The sequence below is a fragment of the Streptomyces tirandamycinicus genome (assembly GCF_003097515.1).
GTDB lineage: Bacteria > Actinomycetota > Actinomycetes > Streptomycetales > Streptomycetaceae > Streptomyces > Streptomyces tirandamycinicus.
This window is the reverse complement of the sequence record NZ_CP029188.1, coordinates 5656778-5675490: the sequence shown is the minus strand read 5'-3', so window position 1 is coordinate 5675490 and position 18713 is coordinate 5656778. Positions and strand designations below refer to the sequence as shown.

Below are 18713 nucleotides of genomic sequence, written 5' to 3'. Positions count from 1 at the left end.
GCACGTGACTGGGGCCACCATCTGGCTCACGGGGCTGCCGAGCGCGGGCAAGACCACGATCGCGCACGAGCTGGCCGGCCGGCTGCGCGGCGAGGGCCACCGCGTCGAGGTGCTCGACGGGGACGAGATCCGCGAGTTCCTGTCCGCGGGCCTCGGCTTCAGCCGCGAGGACCGGCACACCAACGTCCAGCGGATCGGCTTCGTCGCCGAACTGCTGGCGTCCAACGGCGTGAAGGTCCTGGTGCCGGTGATCGCCCCGTACGCCGACAGCCGCGAGGCGGTCCGCAAGCGGCACGGCGCCGAGGGCACGCCGTACGTCGAGGTGCACGTCGCCACTCCGGTGGAGGTGTGCTCCGTACGCGATGTGAAGGGCCTGTACGCCAGGCAGGCGGCCGGTGAGATCAGCGGCCTGACCGGCGTCGACGATCCGTACGAGGAGCCGGAGTCGCCGGATCTGCGGATCGAGTCGCACACCCAGACCGTGCAGGAGTCGGCCCAGGCGCTGCACGCGCTGCTCACCGGAAGGGGACTGGCATGACGACCAGCATCGACACCGTGGACGGGAGCACGGACAGCCCGTACGCGCTGACGCACCTCGACGCACTCGAGTCCGAGGCGGTGCACATCTTCCGCGAGGTGGCGGGCGAGTTCGAGCGGCCGGTGGTGCTCTTCTCCGGCGGCAAGGACTCCATCGTCATGCTGCATCTCGCGCTCAAGGCGTTCGCTCCGGCGGCGGTCCCGTTCTCCCTGCTCCATGTGGACACCGGGCACAACTTCCCCGAGGTCATCGAGTACCGCGACCGTGTGGTCGCGCAACACGGTCTGCGGCTCCATGTGGCCTCCGTACAGGACTACATCGACCGCGGTGTGCTCCGTGAGCGGCCCGACGGCACCCGCAACCCGCTGCAGACGCTGCCGCTGACGGAGGCCATCCAGCAGCACCGCTTCGACGCCGTGTTCGGCGGCGGGCGCCGCGACGAGGAGAAGGCCCGGGCCAAGGAGCGGGTGTTCTCGCTGCGGGACGAGTTCTCCCAGTGGGACCCGCGGCGCCAGCGCCCGGAGCTGTGGCAGCTCTACAACGGGCGCCACGCCCCCGGTGAGCACGTCCGGGTCTTCCCCCTGTCCAACTGGACCGAACTGGACGTCTGGCAGTACATCCAGCGCGAGCGGATCGAGCTGCCGGAGATCTACTTCGCCCACCAGCGGGAGGTCTTCGCCCGCAACGGCATGTGGCTGACCGCCGGGGACTGGGGCGGCCCGAAGGACGGCGAGACGGTCCAGAAGCGGCTGATCCGCTACCGCACCGTCGGCGACATGTCCTGCACCGGCGCCGTCGACTCCGACGCGACCACGCTCGATGCCGTGATCGCCGAGATCGCCGCCTCCCGGCTCACCGAGCGGGGCGCCACCCGCGCCGACGACAAGCTGTCCGAGGCGGCGATGGAAGACCGCAAGCGCGAAGGGTACTTCTAGGGATGACCAGTTCCACCGAGCAGCAGGCCGAGCAGCTGTCGGCCACCACCCTGCTGCGCTTCGCCACCGCCGGATCCGTCGACGACGGCAAGTCCACCCTGGTGGGCCGGCTGCTGCACGACTCCAAGTCGGTGCTCGCCGACCAGCTGGAAGCGGTCGAGCACGCCTCCCGCTCCCGCGGCCAGGAGGCGCCCGACCTCGCGCTGCTCACCGACGGCCTGCGCGCCGAGCGGGAGCAGGGCATCACCATCGACGTGGCGTACCGTTACTTCGCCACGCCGCGGCGGCGGTTCATCCTCGCCGACACCCCCGGGCATGTGCAGTACACCCGGAACATGGTCACCGGCGCCTCGACGGCCGAGCTGACCGTGATCCTGGTCGACGCCCGCAACGGCGTGGTCGAGCAGACCCGCCGGCACGCCGCGATCGCCGCGCTGCTGCGCGTCCCGCACGTCGTCCTCGCCGTGAACAAGATGGACCTCGTGGACTACCGGGAGTCGGTCTTCGCCGCCATCGCCGAGGAGTTCACGGCCTACGCGAGCGAGCTGGGCGTCCCGGAGATCACCGCCATCCCGATCTCGGCGCTCGCCGGCGACAACGTCGTGGACCCGTCCGCGACCATGGACTGGTACGGCGGCCCGACGGTGCTGGAGCACCTGGAGACCGTGCCGGTCAGCCATGATCTGGCGACCTGCCACGCGCGCTTCCCGGTGCAGTACGTGATCCGCCCGCAGACCGCGGAGCACCCGGACTACCGGGGGTACGCGGGCCAGATCGCGGCCGGCACGTTCCGCGTCGGCGAGAGCGTGACCGTGCTGCCGTCGGGCCGGACGTCGACGATCGCGGGGATCGACCTGCTGGGCGAGCCGGTGGACGTGGCCTGGACCCCGCAGTCGGTGACGCTGCTGCTGGAGGACGACATCGACGTCTCCCGCGGCGACCTGATCGTGCCGAGCCACGACGCGCCCGCGACCTCGCAGGACGTCGAGGCCACGGTCTGCCATGTCGCCGACACACCCCTCACGGTGGGCGCACGGGTGCTGCTGAAGCACACCACCCGCACGGTGAAGGCGATCGTCAAGGAGATCCCGTCGCGGCTGACGCTCGACGACCTGTCCCAGCACCCGGCCCCCGGGCGGCTGGTGGCCAACGACATCGGCCGGGTGCGGGTCCGCACCGCCGAGCCGCTGGCGCTCGACTCCTACGCGGACTCCCGCCGCACCGGGTCCTTCCTGCTGATCGACCCGGCGGACGGCACCACCCTGGCGGCCGGCATGGCGGGCGAGTCCTTCGCCACCGCCGAGGCCGCCGCGGTCCAGGACGGCGAGGGGGACGAGGGGTGGGACTTCTGATGGCGGCCGACGTGTACGCGACCTTCGCCAAGGAGGGCGGCCGAGTGGGCAGCGGTGTGCTCGGCGCGGGTTCCGGAGGGGTCACGCGATGTGCCCGGTGACCGGCGCGACGTACCCGAGGACCGCCGCGACGCCCCGCCCGCCCGACAGACGAAGACACCGACCCGCCGACTCCCCGGCCGCGTCCCGCACCACCCGGTACGACCGGGGGACGTGACGACCGGGTCCCCGAGAGGAAAGCCTCCCGTGCCAGCATCCCGTACGCGCCTGCGCCGCGGTCTCGCCGCTGCCGCCGCCCTCCCCCTGCTGGCCCTGGCCGCCACCGCCTGCGGCTACGGCTCCCAGGCCAAGGACGACAGGACGTCCGGAGTGGCCGCGGTGGGCCCGAAGCTGTCCGCCGACACCGTCCGCATCGGCTACTTCCCGAACCTGACCCACGCCACCGCCCTCGTCGGCGTCCAGGAAGGCCTGATCCAGAAGGAACTCGGCGGTACGAGGCTCTCGCCGCAGGCCTTCAACGCGGGCCCGTCCGCGATCGAGGCCCTCAACGGCGGCTCGCTGGACATCGGCTTCATCGGCCCGTCGCCCGCGGTCAACGGGTATGTGAAGTCCGAGGGCCGGAATCTGCGGATCATCTCCGGTTCCGCGTCCGGCGGCGTGAAGCTCGTCGTCAACCCGGACCGGATCAAGACCCCGGACGACGTCAGGGGCAAGCGGATCGCCACCCCCCAGAAGGGCAACACCCAGGACGTCGCGTTCCTGAACTGGGTGTCCGGGAAGGGCTGGAAGGTCGACGCGGAGAGCGGCAAGGGCGACGTCTCGGTGGTCCGCACGGACGGCAAGATCACCCCCGACGCCTACAAGTCCGGCTCCATCGACGGCGCCTGGGTACCGGAGCCGACCGCGTCCAAGCTGGTCTCCGAGGGCGCGAAGGTCCTCCTGGAGGAGGCCGCGCTGTGGCCCGGCGGGAAGTTCGTGATCACCAACGTGGTGGTCTCCCAGACGTTCCTCAAGGAGCACCCGGACGTCGTCGAGGCGGTGCTCCGCGGCACGGTGAGGACGAACGCCTGGATCAGCGCCAACCCGGACAAGGCCAAGGACTCCGCCAACGCGGCGCTGAAGGCCGAGACCGGCAAGGCGCTCCCCCCGGAGGTCGTCGACCGGGCCTGGCCGGGCATCCGGGTCACGGACGACCCGCTGGCCGCCACGCTCAGGACGCAGTCCGGATGGGCGGTGAAGGCCGGGCTCATCGACGACCCCGACCTGGACGGCATCTACGACCTGACGCTGCTGAACAAGGTGCTGAGGGCCGAGGGCAGGCCCGAGGTCTCCGACGCCGGTCTCGGCGCGCCGTAGCCGCACGTTCCCGAACCCGAAACTTCCCAGGAGGTGACGACCATGGCCACCACGTTCGCCGAGGCCGCCGAGGACACCACCGCGGTGTCGCACGCCGCCAGGATCGAGCACGTCTCGAAGTCCTTCCGCGGTCCGGCCGGATCGCAGCTCGTCCTGGACGACATCAGCCTGGATGTCGCCCCCGGCGAGTTCGTCACCATCCTGGGGGCGTCGGGATGCGGCAAGTCCACCCTGCTCAACCTGGTCGCGGGGCTGGACCGGCCGACCACCGGGTCCATCGAGACGCCCGGCGGGCGGCCCGCCCTGATGTTCCAGGAGCACGCCCTGTTCCCGTGGCTCACCGCGGGCAAGAACATCGAACTGGCCCTGCGGCTGCGCGGGGTCCCCAAGGCCGGGCGCCGCGAGGAGGCGGAGCGGCTGCTGGAGCTGGTCCGGCTCGGCGGCGCGCACGGCAAGCGCGTCCACGAGCTGTCCGGCGGCATGCGCCAGCGGGTCGCCATGGCCCGGGCCCTCGCGCAGGACAGCGACCTGCTGCTGATGGACGAGCCGTTCGCGGCGCTCGACGCCATCACCCGGGACGTGCTGCACGACGAGCTGACCCGGATCTGGCGCGAGACCAACGTGTCGGTGCTCTTCGTCACGCACAACGTCCGGGAGGCGGTCCGGCTCGCCCAGCGGGTGGTCCTGCTGTCCTCACGTCCCGGCCGGGTGGCCCGCGAGTGGACCGTGGACATCCCGCAGCCGCGCCGTATCGAGGACGCCGCCGTGGCGGACCTGTCCGTCGAGATCACCGAACAACTGCGTGGGGAGATCCGCCGACATGGCCAGCACTGAAGCCCGCGCCGGCGTCGCCAAGGCGGGCGGGTCGCCCGCCGGTCCGGACGACCTCGCCGGTCTGGAGGCCGGCCTGGACGCCCTCGACGCCGTCGAGGTCCGCCGCACGCCCGTGCGCGAGGTCCTGCTGAAGAAGGCCGTACCGCCGATCGTGGCGGTCGCCCTCGTCCTCGCGGTGTGGCAGATCCTCGTCTCGGCGCGGGTCACCACCGAGGACAAGCTGCCGGCCCCGTCCGCGGTGTGGGCGGGCGTGTCCGACATGTGGCTGCAGGGCACCCTGTTCGACGTCATCTGGACCAGCGTGTCGCGCGGTCTGTTCGGGTTCCTGCTGGCCCTTGCCATCGGCACCCCGCTGGGTCTGCTGGTGGCGCGGGTGGCCTTCGTCCGTGCCGCGATCGGCCCGATCCTGTCCGGCCTGCAGTCGCTCCCGTCGGTGGCGTGGGTGCCGCCGGCCGTCATCTGGCTCGGCCTGAACGACTCGATGATGTACGCGGTCATCCTGCTCGGCGCGGTGCCGTCGATCGCCAACGGGCTGGTGTCCGGGGTCACCCAGGTGCCGCCTCTGTTCCTGCGGGCCGGGCGGACTCTCGGCGCCACCGGACTGAAGGGCACCTGGCACATCGTCATGCCGGCCGCCCTGCCGGGCTATCTGGGCGGTCTGAAGCAGGGCTGGGCGTTCTCCTGGCGCTCGCTGATGGCGGCCGAGATCATCGCCTCCTCCCCCGACCTGGGCCTCGGGCTCGGGCAGCTGCTGGAGAACGGCCGCAACAACATCGACATGCCCGGCGTGTTCCTGGCGATCGTCCTCATCCTGATCGTCGGTGTCGCCGTCGACCTGCTCGTCTTCAGCCCGCTGGAGCGCTGGGTGCTCCGCAGCCGCGGGCTCCTGGTCAAGAGCTGAGCTGATCCCATGCACGGCACCCGCCCCTCCCGTCTCGCCCGCCCCGCCTTGCTCGTCGTCGCCCACGGCAGCCGCGACCCGCGCCATGCCGCGACCGTGCACGCCCTGGTACGGCAGGTGCGGTCGCAGCAGCCCGAGGTGCGGGTGAGCACGGCGTTCCTGGACTTCAACGCGCCGACCGTGCCGCAGGTCCTGGAGCGGATGGCGAACGACGGGGTGGGAGAGGTGGTCGCACTGCCGCTGCTGCTGACCCGCGCCTTCCACGCGAAGTCGGACATCCCGTCCGTGCTGAACGAGGCGCGGGCCCGGTATCCGCGGCTCCGGATCACCCAGTCGGGGGTGCTCGGCCCGTCCCCGCTCCTGCTGGACGCGGTCGAGCAGCGGCTGTACGAGACCGGGCTGACCCCCGCCGACAGGAGCGCGACGGGGGTCGTACTGGCCTCGGCGGGCTCCTCCGACCCGGAGGCCGTCGCGGTGCTCACCGCCATGGCGCGGGACCTGCGGCACACCGGCTGGTGCGCCGTACGGCCCGCGTTCGCCTCCGCCGTGACGTCCGCGAGCCCGGCGCGTACCGAGGACGCGGTGCGGGCGCTGCGCGCCGAGGGCGTGGACCGGGTGGCGGTGGCACCGTACGTCATCGCCCCCGGCCGGCTGCCGGACCGGATCGCGGACGGCGCCCGGGCAGCCGGTGCCGATGTGCTGGCCGATGTGCTCGGACCGTCACCGGAGCTGGCCCGGCTGATGCTGCGCCGGTACGACGAGGCCCGGGCCGTGCCCCGCCTCGCCGCCACCGGCTGAGGGTCCCGCCCGCGCCGGGCGCCGACCCGGCCGCTCGCGCCGGGCGCCGACCCGGCCCCGGCCCGTCCGGTTCCAGGCCCCGGCCCGTTCCGCCTCAGGCCCGGTCGTTCAGCCTCCGGGATGAGGTGGACGGACCTCGACGAAGCGGCGCCGGCTCCGCCCGCGGTACACCAGGGCGTCCCAGCCGAGGCGCCCCAGTACCCGGGCGCAGTCGGCGAGGGCGCCCTCCTCCTCCGCGGCGGCCCCGCTGCCGTGCGGTCCGAGCCATTCGACCCTGACCGCGCCCGGTTCGTCCGGGACCCCGGCCACGCGGTATCCGGTGGCCACCCGCTGCCCCGAATCGGCGTCCACGGCCGAGGGCGCGATGCCGGCCGCCTCCAGTGCGAGCGCCACGGCGCGGACCATGCGCCCTCGTTCCCATGGCGCGGGCACCGCCTCGGGGTCGGCGGCGCCGGCACCGGTCAGCCGGCGGATCTGCAGCATGCCCTCGAACGCGACGCGCACCTCGGCGGCCCGTGCCCGCGCCTCGCGCGCACCGCCCGGGCGCGGCGGCCCGTCACCGTCGTCGTACATGGAACCGACGATAGGACGCGACACCGACAGCCGTCCTCCCGGGCGGGCCACCGTCCCCGCCCCCGCGGTGACACGACCGTGGCGCCGCTGTGACGTACACGCCGAGCCGGCAGCGCATGATGGCTGCGAGGAGGCCGACATGTCGCTCTACTTCCACAAGCGGATCACGCTCGTCCCGAGGCTGCTGCACCTGAACATCGGTACGCACGGCTGGTCCCTGAGCCTCGGCACCCGCCGGGCCCACATCACCCGGGGCAGCGGTGGCCACGGCAGGGCGTCGGTGCGGCTGCCCGGCGGCTTCCGCTGGCACCGCGACTTCCGGCGGCGCTGACGGGCGCGTTGGGCACGCACGCGGCGCTGACGGGCGGGTTGGGCGCGTTAAGGCGCTGACGGACGCGGCGCGGGGCCGCCCGGGTCAGGCCGGCTCAGGCCGGGTCTCCGGTCATCTCCGCGAGCTTGACGACGGTGTTCCAGTTGCGGGTCGTGGCGACGAGACCCTTGCTCACACTGGCCCGTGCCAGCGCGTCGGCCAGCCTGGAGCGGCCGATGCCGCCCGGGGTGTAGAGGTACAGCGCACGGTCCCCGAGCCGGAAGTCCTCCGGCAGATGGGCGTCCCGGTCGACGCGGGCGAACCGCTCCGGTTCGACGCGCTCCGAGAAGTAGGTGACGTGCAGTTGCCTGCCGTCGAGCCGTCCCGCCGGGAAGGGGCAGTCCCCGACGACCGAGGCGAGGTACGGCCCGCCCCGCACCAGGCAGTCCACGGTGAAGCCGAAGCGCTCCTCGACGGCGCGTTCGATGCCGCGGGCGAGCCCGTCCTCGTCGTCCGTCTCGCTGGTGAACACGGCGTTGCCGCTCTGCAGGTAGGTGCGCACATGGCCGTGGCCGAGGTCCGTCACCAGGCTGTGCAGGTCGGCCATCGGAACCTTGCGGTGGCCGCCGACGTTGATGCCGCGCAGCAGCGCGGCGTACGCGTGGGTCTTCGCCATGCGCACACCATAGGACGGCCGCCGTGCCCCGTGGGGGAGGGCGCGGCGGCCGCCGGATCATGCTGTCGGCCGGTCGGCTACTCGACGACCTTCAGCAGCTTGTTGGGGGTGCCCTCGGCCGGGTTGCCGATCTTGTCGGGGGTGGCGGCGTCCGTCAGGGCCTTGGCGACCTGGTCCGGAGTGGCGTCCCGGTGTCCGGCGAGGTAGACCGCGGCCGCGCCGACCACGTGCGGGGTCGCCATGGAGGTGCCTGAGATGGTCTTGGTGCCCTCGTCGCCGTCGTTCCACGCCGAGGTGATGTCCGAGCCCGGGGCGTAGAGGTCGACGACCGAGCCGAAGTTGGAGAACGCGGACTGCTTGTCGTCCTTGGTGGAGGAGGCGACGGTGATGGCCTCCTTGACCCGTGACGGTGAGCCCTGGCCCGCGTCGCTGGACTCGTTGCCCGCGGCGACACCGAAGATGACGCCGGAGGCGATGGCCTTCTGTACGGCCTCGTCGAGCGCGGGGTCGGCTCCGCCGCCGAGGCTCATGTTGGCCACGGACGGGCCCTGGTGGTTCGCGGCGACCCAGTCGATGCCGGCGACGACCTGCTCGGTGGTGCCCGAGCCGCTGTCGTCGAGGACGCGCACGGCGACGATCTTCGCCTTCTTGGCGACGCCGTGGGCGGCACCGGCGATGGTGGCGGCGACATGTGTGCCGTGCCCGTTGCCGTCGTCGGCGGTGCCGTCGTTGTCGATGGCGTCGAAGCCGTGGCCGGCGCGGCCCTCGAAGTCCTTGTGCGTGATGCGGACCCCGGTGTCGATGACGTACGCGGTGACGCCCTCGCCCGCTCCGTCGGGGTAGGTGTACGCGCCGTCCCCGGCGGTGTCGGCCTGGTCGACGCGGTCCAGGCCCCACGACGGCGGGTCGACCTGGGTGGCGCTGGCCGTGAACCTCTTGTTCTGGACGACCTTGTCGACGGCCGGGTCGGCGGCGAGACGCCTGGCCTCGGTTTCCGAAAGGCCGCTGGCCGAGAAGCCGTTCACGGCGGAGCTGTAGTCGCGCCGAAGCGAGCCGCCGTACTCCTCGGCGAGTTCCTTCTTGTCCGCCTTCGCGGCCGCTGTGCCGTTCGCCTTGCCGTTCGCCTTGTCCGCCAGCAGGACGACATAGCTGCCGGCGACGGCGCCGGCGGCATTCGCACCGTAGATCCTTCCCTCGGCCGGCGCGGGGGCCGCGCCGGCGAACGAGGTGCCGAGGACGGTCACTCCGGCGGCAGCGGCGACGGCGGTTATCGCCGCGGTGAGCCTGACCCTGGTGGTGCGCTTGTGAGATGCCATGAAGAGGGGTTCTCCTCGTCATTATTTGTGGGGGGATTGGCCCTGGGAAGGAAGACCTTCCGGGACTGAGTCGAAACCCTGACCGATTCACGGTCCGAGATCAATACCTTCATCCGGCTGTGACGTGATCAACAGGGGTGTGGCGTAGGGAATCGGCCAGGACTTCACCATGCGTGCATGCGGTCGAAATCCCTCCACAAACACGGAATCGGCGTCAAGGAATTGTGCCCATGCGGTAATCGGCGCGTTTCCTCGGCGCATACGGGTATACGCCGCCCCGCATGCCGCCGGGCGCGGAGGTCGCGCATCGGCGCACGGCCGAAAGCCTCCCGGGAAGCGGGAACCGCCGTGAACCGCCGTGAGTGGCCCGGAGCGTCCGGGAGGATCGGCTTGATCCGCAAGGGAGGTTTACGCTCCGCCGAAGGCCCATGGCGGTCACTGCACGGCGGCCCGCCGGGAGGAGGCCGCAGCGCGAGGGCGCAGACCGCCCCTCTCTGCGTCACGCTGACGCCCCGTCGGTGCGCCGGTTCCCTGCCAGCCGCCCCCACCTGCGCGGATGCGACAATGCGCGCCATGGACGAGACACGTGCGCGGGAGGTGCTGGCGGCGGCCGGACTGCCGCGGAACGGGGAGCTGCTGGCGCTCGGCGAGAACGCGGTGTTCGCGGCAGGCGACACCGTGGTGAGGATCGGGCGGAGCGCCGATCTGCTGGACCGCGCGGAGCGCGAGCTGGCGGTGTCCGAGTGGCTGGCCGCGGTGGGCATCCCGGCGGTGCGGGCCGCGGAGCCGAAGGCACGCCTGGTGGAGGGCCATCCGGTGACGGTGTGGCACCGGCTGCCGGAGGCCGTGCGCCCGGCCGAGCCGTGTGATCTGGCGCCGCTGCTGCGGCGGGTGCACACACTGCCGGAGGCGCCGTTCGCGCTGCCGCGGCGGGAACTGCTCGGGGGCGTGGAGCGCTGGCTGCGGCTCGCCGGCGACGCGATCGACGCGGCGGACGCGGCCTATCTGCGCTCCCGCCGGGACGGCTTCGCGGCGGCGGTCGACGCGCTCACGCCGCACCTGCCGCCCGGGCCGATCCACGGCGACGCGCTCCCCCGCAACGTACTGGTCGGGCCCGGCGGTCCGATCCTGGTCGACCTGGAGACCTTCTCCTCCGATCTGCGCGAGCACGACCTGGTCGTCCTGGTCCTCGCCCGCGACCGCTACGGGCTCGGCACGGCGGCGTACGAGGCGTTCACCCGCGCCTACGGGTGGGACGTCCGCGAATGGGACGGCTGCACGGTGCTGCGCGGCGCCCGGGAGACGGCGAGCTGCGCCTGGGTGGCTCAGCACGCCCCCACGAACCCCCGGGCCCTGGCCGAGTTCCGCCGCCGTGTCGCGTCACTGCGCGAGGGCGACCCGGAGGCCCGCTGGCACCCGTTCTGACGGTCCCGGGCCGCGGTGCCGGTCCTCGCGTGTGGACCGGGCCGACGCGGTCCGCCGGCGACGGGCGGGGCGCGCGAGGGCGCACGGGCTGCCGGGCGCGCTCAGCTCAGCCGGGGACGGCCGCCGGGGCGCGCAGCGGCCAGGTGCCGTCGACGACCGCGTCCTTCTCGCCCTTGCGGCGGAGGAACGACTGGAAGTCCGCGGCCCATTCCGCGTACCAGCGGATCTGTCGGGCGTGGAGGTCGGAGGGGGTGAGCGCGGCGACGGACGGGTGCCGGTCGGCTATCGCGCGGGCGACCAGGACGGCCGCCAGGGCGTCAGCCGACGCCTCGTGCGCGTCGTCGAGGACCACGCCGTACTCCGCGCAGACCGCCTCCAGTGTGCGCTTGCCGCGCCGGTAGCGGTCGATCGCGCGGTCGATGGTGTAGGGGTCGACGACCGGCGCGGGGTCCCGGAGCGGCGGCAGTCCGTGCCGTCGCAGTTCGGCGGCGAGCAGGGTCAGGTCGAAGGCCGCGTTGTACGCCACCACCGGCACGCCCCGCGCCCAGTACCCGGCCAGCGCCGCCGCCGTCTCGGCGGCGACGTCCCCGGCGGGGCGGCCCTCCGCCGCCGCCCGTTCGCTGCTGATGCCGTGGATCGCCGTGGCCTGGGCCGGGATGCGGATGCCCGGGTCCGCCAGCCAGGTGCGCCGCTGCACGGTGCCGTCGCCGTCCACCGTGACGACCGCCGCCGTGACGATCCGTGCCGAGAGCGGGTCCGTGCCCGTCGTCTCCAGGTCGAAGCCCACCAGCGGCTCGCGGTGCCAGGTCATCCGTCCCCCCTTGTCGGTCCTGCTGACGAAGAACTCTCGCACGCGGCACTGACACCGTTCCAGGGGCCGTCCGCCGCGTGCACCCCGTGGGCGTTCCCCGGTCCGCCGGTACCCGCGGCCCGGCCCGGGACCCCGGCCGGTTCAGGACACCGGCCGGGAGTCGGCCCACACCGACTCGAACTCCTCACGGTAGGTCTGGAACAGCCCGTGCTCGGTGTCCTGACCCGATCTCACCACCGGCCGGCCCCCGCCGCGCAGGACCAGCACCGGCGCCTCCATGCCGCGTGCCCGCCGGAGGTACGACTGGACCACGGCGAGTCCGTCCGCCCCGTCCCCGTCGACGAGGTACGCGGTGAAGCGCGGCGTCTCGTCGAAGACGTGGATCTCGAACGCCCCCGGGTCGCGGAGCCGGGAGCGCACCCGCCTCGTGTGGAGGATGTTCATCTCCACCGAGCGGCTCAGCTCCCCCTTCCGCAGCCCGAGTTCGCGCTCGCGCCGCTTCACCGCGCTGCTGGCCGGGTTGAGGAAGAGCAGCCGTACCCGGCAGCCGGACTCCGCCAGCCGCACCAGCCGGCGCCCGGAGAAGTTCTGCACCAGCAGATTGAGGCCTATGCCGACGGCGTCGAGGCGCCGGGCGCCGCCGAACAGGTCCTCCGCGGGGAGCTGCCGCTGCAGCCGCACACGGTCGGGGTGGATGGAGACCACGTCCGCGTACCGGTCTCCCACCAGGTCCTCGACCGCGTCCACCGGGAGCCGGTCGGCGGACGGCACGCCGGCGCCGCTGCCGAGGATCTCCAGCAGCCGTGCCGAGGCCCGTTCGGCCTGGGCCAGCACCGTCTCGTTGAGCGCCCGGTTGCGGGAGACGACGTTCCGCGCGACCTCCAGTTCGTCCAGCGCGAGTTCGACATCGCGCCGGTCGTCGAAGTACGGCTCGAAGCACGGCCAGTGTTGGACCATCAGTTCCCGCAGCTGCGGCAGGGTGAGGAAGCTGAGGACGTTGTCGTCGGCCGGGTCGAGGAGGTAGCCCTTGCGGCGGCTGACCTCCCGTACGGCGACGGCCCGCTGGACCCACTCCTGACCGGCCGGGCCCGCCGCGGCGACGACCCACTCCTCGCCGTGCACGGGTTCGTAGATGGGCCTCAGCACCGCGGCCACGACGGCGCGCAGCCGCTGTTCGACCAGATTCAGCCAGATGTACGCCCGCCCCGCCCGCTGGGCGCGGGTGCGCACCTCGCTCCAGGCGTCCGCGCTCCAGTCCAGTTCGGGCCCGATCTCGGATCCCGAGTCCACCGGCCGGGCGAGCGAGACCGCGCCCGGCGGCGCGTCGGAGGAGTCCCCGTCGTGACCCGTGTCACCTGGGGGTAGCTCAAGCCCTCCGGAGCTCACCCGCGCACCGCCTTCTGCTCCGCACACCGTCTTCAACGATCAAGGAAGGGTACTCCGGTAGCGGGACGCGGTGCAGCAGGATCCACAGGCTCTTCGCTCAACTCCCGGACGGTGGCGCACCGTTCCGGTCGCCGGGGTCCGCCTGGGTGAGCGGATTCATAGCCGCGACGTCCCTGGGTGCGCGCGGGAAGCCGGTCCGCTGGACGGGCGCCGGCCGCCGGTCCCGGTCCGGGCGGCGGAGGGGAGGCCGAGGAGGGCTCACACGTCCGGGTAGGCGGGCGGCTCGACGTTGACGCTTGCGCCGACGATGCCGGCGTCCGGTCCGCGGCCGCGGTGCCGTGGCACGGCGGACCCCTCACGGGACCGGTTTCCGGCCTCCCCGGCGGTGCGGGCGACGGCCGCGCCCTGACGCACCGGACGGTGCCTCCGGCGGCCCCACGGGGCGGCCGCGTGGCGCGGCGGCACGGCGCCCCCGCCCTCCGGGAGCAGGTGCCCGGCCGGCTCGGCGTACCGCCCGGGCTCCCCGCCGTGTCCGGCAGGGTGACGGCGGCCCAGGCGGCCCCGACGGCCGTACCGTCACCGCAATGGCGGTCGCCGGCACCGGATTGCGCAGGTGGCGGCGCATCGGCGTGCCGAGCGGGTGGGCCCCCTCGCACCCGCGGTCACCCGGTAGGACGGCGGTGAGTCCTAGGAGGTTGCGCAACTTTCGGGGAGGATCTGGCCGAAGAGGTCCCCCGCACCCGGATCAGAAGTGGAAGAGTCTTATCTATGCAGGTCTGGCCGGGACAGGCGTATCCACTCGGTGCCACGTACGACGGCGCCGGCACCAATTTCGCGGTCTACTCAGAGGCCGCGCACCGAATCGAGCTGTGTCTGCTCCACGACGACGGCTCCGAGACCGCGGTCGAGCTCCGCGAGACCGACGCGTTCGTGCGCCATGCCTACCTGCCGGGCGTGATGCCCGGACAGCGGTACGGCTTCCGGGTGCACGGCCCGTACGAGCCCGAGCACGGGCAGCGGTGCAACTCCGCGAAACTGCTCCTCGACCCGTACGCGCGGGCGATGAGCGGCCGTATCGACTGGGGGGAGGCGGTCTACGGCTACCACTTCGGCAGACCGGACTCGCGCAACGATCTCGACTCCGCTCCGCACACGATGGCGTCGGTCGTGGTCAACCCGTACTTCGACTGGGGTGACGACCGCCCGCCGCGCACCGACTACCACCGCACCGTCATCTACGAGGCGCACGTCAAGGGCCTGACGATGCTGCACCCCGCGCTGCCCGAGGAACTCCGCGGGACGTACGCGGGGCTCGCCCACCCCGAGGTGATCTCGCACCTGTCGGAACTGGGCGTCACGGCACTGGAGTTGATGCCGGTGCACCAGTTCGTCAGCGACCACCGGCTGGTCGACGCCGGCCTGGGCAACTACTGGGGCTACAACACCATCGGGTTCTTCGCCCCGCACAACAGCTACGCGTCCTGGGGCGACCGCGGCCAGCAGGTCCTGGAGTTCAAGTCCGCGGTGCGGGCGCTGCACCAGGCGGGCATCGAGGTCATCCTCGACGTCGTCTACAACCACACGGCCGAGGGGAACCATCTCGGCCCGACCCTGTCGTTCCGCGGTATCGACAACGCCTCGTACTACCGGCTCACCGAGGACCGGCGGTACTACATGGACACGACCGGCACCGGCAACTCGATGCTGATGCGCTCGCCCCACGTGCTCCAGCTGATCATGGACTCGCTGCGGTACTGGGTGACCGAGATGCACGTCGACGGCTTCCGCTTCGACCTGGCGGCGACGCTCGCACGGCAGTTCCACGAGGTGGACCGGCTGTCGTCGTTCTTCGACCTGGTCCAGCAGGACCCGGTGGTCAGCCAGGTGAAGCTGATCGCCGAGCCGTGGGACGTCGGCGAGGGCGGCTACCAGGTCGGCAAGTTCCCGCCGCTGTGGACGGAGTGGAACGGCAAGTACCGGGACACCGTGCGGGACCTGTGGCGGGGCGAGCCGCGCACCCTCGCCGAGTTCGCGTCCCGGCTCACCGGCTCCTCCGACCTGTACCAGGACGACGGCCGGCGCCCCCTCGCCTCCGTCAACTTCGTCACCTGCCACGACGGGTTCACCCTGCACGACCTCGTCTCGTACAACGAGAAGCACAACGAGGCCAACGGGGAGGGCAACCGGGACGGGGAGAGCCACAACCGGTCCTGGAACTGCGGTGCCGAGGGCGAGACCGAGGACGGCGAGGTCCGGGAGCTGCGCAACCGCCAGATGCGCAACTTCATCGCGACGCTGATGCTGTCGCAGGGCGTGCCGATGCTCAGCCACGGCGACGAGTTCGCCCGCACCCAGCGGGGCAACAACAACGCGTACTGCCAGGACAACGAGCTGACCTGGGTGCGCTGGCCGGAGTCGACGGCCGACCAGGACGGCACACTGCTCGCCTTCACCCGCGCGATGGTGTGGCTGCGCCGCGACCACCAGGTGTTCCGGCGGCGGCGCTTCTTCCACGGCAGGCCGGTGGAGGGCACCCACGACGAGCTCTCCGACATCGCCTGGTTCACCCCGGAGGGAGGGGAGATGACGTCCCGGGACTGGCAGGCCGCCCACGCCAGGGCCCTGACGGTCTTCCTGAACGGCCACGCCATCTCCGAGCCGGGGCCGCGCGGCGAGCGGATCTCCGACGACTCGTTCCTGCTGATGTTCAACGCGAGCGACGAGGACCTGGACTTCGCCGTTCCGGTCGACCACGGGCTGCAGTGGCAGGTCGTGGTCGACACCGCCCGGCCCGAGGGCGTCCCCCCGGGGCAGGGACCGAAGGTGGACGCGGGCGAGCGGATCAGGATGATCAGCCGCAGTCTGACGGTGCTGCGGCGGCCCGCGTAGGGCGTGCTCCAGGAGCGGCGGCGCCCCCCGCCCGCGGTGCGCGGGCGGGGGCGTCCGGTGCGGGCGACCGCACGGCGGGGCGCGACGGAGCGAGGCGGGTCGGCGGGCCGGGCCCCTGCCCGGGCCCGAGTCGCGTTCGCCGCATCAGGTGAACGTGCGGCCGGTGGCCGCCCCGGCGCCGCGGCCGATGACACAGAGGCCCTCGAAACGGGTACGTACGTTCGCATGACGCCCACCGCCACGTACCGGCTCCAGCTACAACCGGACTTCCCCTTCCGGGCCGCCGAGGACGCGGTCCCCTACCTCGCCGGCCTCGGCGTCTCCCATCTGCACCTCTCCCCCGTCCTGGAGGCCGTGCCCGGCTCCCCGCACGGGTACGACGTCGTCGACCACGACCGGGTACGGGAGGAGCTCGGCGGGGAGGAGGGGCTGCGCGCACTGGCCCGTACCGCGCGCGGGCACGGCCTCGGACTGGTGCTCGACATCGTGCCCAACCACATGGCCGCGGTCCCCCGGTACAACCGGGCCCTGCGGGAGGTACTCCGGGAGGGCCCGAAGTCGCCGTTCGCCCGCTGGTTCGACATCGACTGGGACGCGGGCGGCGGGAAGGTGCTGATGCCCGTGCTCGCCGACCGGCTGGGTGAGGAACTCGGCGCGCTGCGGGTGGAGGGGCGGACCCTCCGCTACGGCGAACACGCGTTCCCGCTGCGGGAGGGTACGGAGGAGCTGCCGCTGCCCGAGCTGCTGGACGCGCAGTGGTACCGGCTCGGCTGGTGGCGCCTGGCCCGCACCGAGCTGAACTACCGCCGGTTCTTCACCATCTCCGATCTGATCGGGGTCCGGGTGGAGGACCCGGAGGTCTTCGCCGCCACCCACGCCAAGATCCTGGAGCTGGTGCGGGACGGCGTCGTCGAGGGACTGCGGATCGACCACCCGGACGGGCTCGCCGACCCGGAGGGCTATCTGCTGCGGCTGAACGAGGCGACCGGAGGCTGCTGGACGGTCGTCGAGAAGATCCTCACCGGCGACGAGCGGCTGCCGGCGTCCTGGCCGGTCGCCGGCACCACTGGCTACGACGCGCTGTACCGGATCGACGGGCTGTTCACCGATCCGGACGGCGCCGGGGAGCTGCTCCGGCAGTACCGGGACCACACCGCCCCCGCCGGGGACCGCGGCGGCTACTGGGGGGCGACCGTACGGCATGCCGCCTGCGCGGTGGTGACGCACGATCTGGCGGCCGAGACCGAGGCCCTGGCCCGGCTGGCCGAGCGGGTCTGCACCGCGGATCCGGCCCTGCGCGACCACGCGCCCTGGGCGCTGCGCACCGCGATCCGCGAACTGCTGGTGCGGGTGCCCGTGTACCGGCCGTACCGCACCGGCGGCGAGTCGGTGGTGACGGCTGACGCGGCGCTGCGGGCGAGGGCGGCGTTCGCGGTGGCCCGGGAGGGCGACGCGGTCGACGTGGTCCGGGACCTGGCGCTGGGCCGGCTCGGGGACGGCCCGGACCAGCGGGCCTTCCGGGCGCGGTTCGCGCAGACGTCGTCGGCGCTGCGGGCGAAGTCGGTGGAGGACACGGCCTTCTACCGCTATGTCCCGCTGCTGTCGGCCAACGAGGTGGGCGGCGACCCGGGCCGGCCGGCGGTGGCCCCGGAGGAGTTCCACGCCTACTGCGGCAGGATCGCCCGGGACTGGCCGGCCACGGGAACGGTGCTCTCCACGCACGACACCAAGCGCAGCGCCGACGTCCGGGCGCGGATCACGGTGCTGTCCCAGTGCCCGGAGCGGTGGGAGCGGCTGCTGACGAGCCTGGACTGGGCCCCGGCGCCGGACCGTCACTTCGGATGGGTGGCGTGGCAGACGGCGACCGGTTTCGGGGTGCCCGACGCGCGGCGGCTCGGCCCGGCGCTGCTGAAGGCGGCGCGCGAGGCTGGGCTGCACACCGGCTGGACCGAGCCCGACGAGGGGTACGAGCAGGCCGTGCGGGAGTTCGTGGAGGCGGGGCCCGCCGGGCGCGCCATGCACCAGGTGGCCCTGTTCGCCCGGGAGCTCGACCCGTATGTGCGGGCCCACGCGCTCGGCGCGGCGCTGGTCCATCTGACGATGCCCGGGGTGCCCGACCTGTACCAGGGGACGGAGGGCGAGTACCTCGCGCTGGTCGACCCGGACAACCGGCGGCCGTTCCGGGAGCGGGAGGAGGACGGGAAGACGGCGGTGACCAGGGCGGCGCTGGGCCTGCGCCGGCGGCGCCCGGACGTCTTCGGCGAGTCGGGCACCTACACGCCGCTGGTGGCGGAGGGGCCCGCGGCCGGGCACTGCGTGGCGTTCACCCGCTCAGGCGAGGCGATCACGGCGGTGACCCGGCTGGCGCTGCGGCTGGAGGAGTCGGGCGGCTGGCGGGACACCGTGCTGCCGCTCCCGGCCGGGCGGTGGGCGGATCTGCTCTCCCCGGGCCGGGAGTTCACCGGCGGCGGTCCCGTGCCCCTGGCGGAGCTGTTCGCCGGCTGCCCGGTCGCGCTGCTGGAGCGCACGGACGGCGGCTGAGGGCACGGACGGCGGCTGAGGGCACGGGCGGCGGCTGAGGGCACGGGCGGCGGCTGAGCGACGCGCCGGCGG

16 protein-coding genes are annotated in these 18713 nt (G+C 73.1%); 11 read left to right on the top strand and 5 right to left on the bottom strand.

Annotated features, from left to right (window positions below; genetic code table 11):
* Nucleotides 1–4: 4 nt before the first annotated feature.
* From cysC to DDW44_RS24740, 7 genes are all read left to right on the top strand, one after another.
* Nucleotides 5–538: an adenylyl-sulfate kinase gene (cysC, locus tag DDW44_RS24770; RefSeq protein WP_026164788.1), complete on the top strand. Its 534-nt coding sequence runs from the start codon at nt 5–7 to the stop codon at nt 536–538.
* A complete protein-coding gene (gene cysD, locus DDW44_RS24765; RefSeq protein ID WP_017944697.1) occupies nt 535–1473 on the top strand; it encodes a sulfate adenylyltransferase subunit CysD in 939 nt (312 codons plus the stop codon). Before cysC ends, cysD begins: the two co-directional genes overlap by 4 nt.
* Before the next feature lie 2 nt (nt 1474–1475).
* Nucleotides 1476–2825, top strand: coding sequence for a sulfate adenylyltransferase subunit 1 (locus DDW44_RS24760; protein ID WP_017944698.1), 1350 nt, complete (start codon nt 1476–1478; stop codon nt 2823–2825).
* A gap of 246 nt (nt 2826–3071) precedes the next feature.
* Entirely contained in the window at nt 3072–4181 is a 1110-nt protein-coding gene (locus DDW44_RS24755) for an aliphatic sulfonate ABC transporter substrate-binding protein (protein WP_108907791.1), read from the top strand.
* A 42-nt stretch (nt 4182–4223) separates the two neighbouring features.
* Complete coding sequence (locus DDW44_RS24750; RefSeq protein ID WP_017944701.1) at nt 4224–5015, top strand: ABC transporter ATP-binding protein; 792 nt, start codon at nt 4224–4226, stop codon at nt 5013–5015.
* Entirely contained in the window at nt 5002–5916 is a 915-nt protein-coding gene (locus DDW44_RS24745; protein ID WP_017944702.1) for an ABC transporter permease, read from the top strand. The genes DDW44_RS24750 and DDW44_RS24745 overlap by 14 nt, the downstream gene beginning before the upstream one ends.
* A gap of 9 nt (nt 5917–5925) precedes the next feature.
* Nucleotides 5926–6714 carry a sirohydrochlorin chelatase gene (locus DDW44_RS24740; RefSeq protein ID WP_108907790.1) on the top strand — a complete coding sequence of 263 codons (789 nt, stop codon included), beginning with the start codon at nt 5926–5928 and terminating at the stop codon, nt 6712–6714.
* Between the two features lie 108 nt (nt 6715–6822).
* Here the strand turns inward: DDW44_RS24740 and DDW44_RS24735 are convergent, their stop codons facing one another.
* On the bottom strand, nt 6823–7287 hold the full coding sequence (locus DDW44_RS24735; protein WP_017944704.1) for a hypothetical protein: 465 nt from the start codon (nt 7285–7287) through the stop codon (nt 6823–6825).
* Between the two features lie 139 nt (nt 7288–7426).
* Here DDW44_RS24735 and DDW44_RS24730 point away from each other — a divergent pair, with 139 nt between their 5' ends.
* The gene (locus DDW44_RS24730) at nt 7427–7618 is read left to right on the top strand and encodes a DUF4236 domain-containing protein (protein ID WP_017944705.1); all 192 of its coding nucleotides are present in this window, start codon (nt 7427–7429) and stop codon (nt 7616–7618) included.
* A gap of 94 nt (nt 7619–7712) precedes the next feature.
* Here DDW44_RS24730 and DDW44_RS24725 read toward each other — a convergent pair whose 3' ends face one another.
* Entirely contained in the window at nt 7713–8273 is a 561-nt protein-coding gene (locus DDW44_RS24725; protein WP_017944706.1) for a DUF1697 domain-containing protein, read from the bottom strand.
* A gap of 77 nt (nt 8274–8350) precedes the next feature.
* Nucleotides 8351–9589 (bottom strand): S8 family peptidase, encoded by a 1239-nt coding sequence (locus DDW44_RS24720; RefSeq protein WP_108907789.1) that lies wholly within the window; start codon nt 9587–9589, stop codon nt 8351–8353.
* Between the two features lie 573 nt (nt 9590–10162).
* Between DDW44_RS24720 and DDW44_RS24715 the strand changes: the two genes are divergently transcribed.
* Nucleotides 10163–11014 (top strand): phosphotransferase enzyme family protein, encoded by an 852-nt coding sequence (locus tag DDW44_RS24715; protein ID WP_208648005.1) that lies wholly within the window; start codon nt 10163–10165, stop codon nt 11012–11014.
* A gap of 106 nt (nt 11015–11120) precedes the next feature.
* Here the strand turns inward: DDW44_RS24715 and DDW44_RS24710 are convergent, their stop codons facing one another.
* Together DDW44_RS24710 and DDW44_RS24705 are read right to left on the bottom strand one after the other, a co-directional pair.
* Nucleotides 11121–11825, bottom strand: coding sequence for a 3'-5' exonuclease (locus tag DDW44_RS24710; protein WP_108908936.1), 705 nt, complete (start codon nt 11823–11825; stop codon nt 11121–11123).
* Between the two features lie 141 nt (nt 11826–11966).
* Nucleotides 11967–13211, bottom strand: a complete 1245-nt coding sequence (locus DDW44_RS24705) for an SAV2148 family HEPN domain-containing protein (protein ID WP_026281446.1) — start codon at nt 13209–13211, stop codon at nt 11967–11969.
* Between the two features lie 768 nt (nt 13212–13979).
* Between DDW44_RS24705 and glgX the strand changes: the two genes are divergently transcribed.
* Nucleotides 13980–16100 carry a glycogen debranching protein GlgX gene (gene glgX / locus DDW44_RS24695; protein ID WP_018888583.1) on the top strand — a complete coding sequence of 707 codons (2121 nt, stop codon included), beginning with the start codon at nt 13980–13982 and terminating at the stop codon, nt 16098–16100.
* Between the two features lie 225 nt (nt 16101–16325).
* Nucleotides 16326–18641 (top strand): malto-oligosyltrehalose synthase, encoded by a 2316-nt coding sequence (treY, locus tag DDW44_RS24690; RefSeq protein ID WP_108907786.1) that lies wholly within the window; start codon nt 16326–16328, stop codon nt 18639–18641.
* Nucleotides 18642–18713 lie beyond the last annotated feature (72 nt).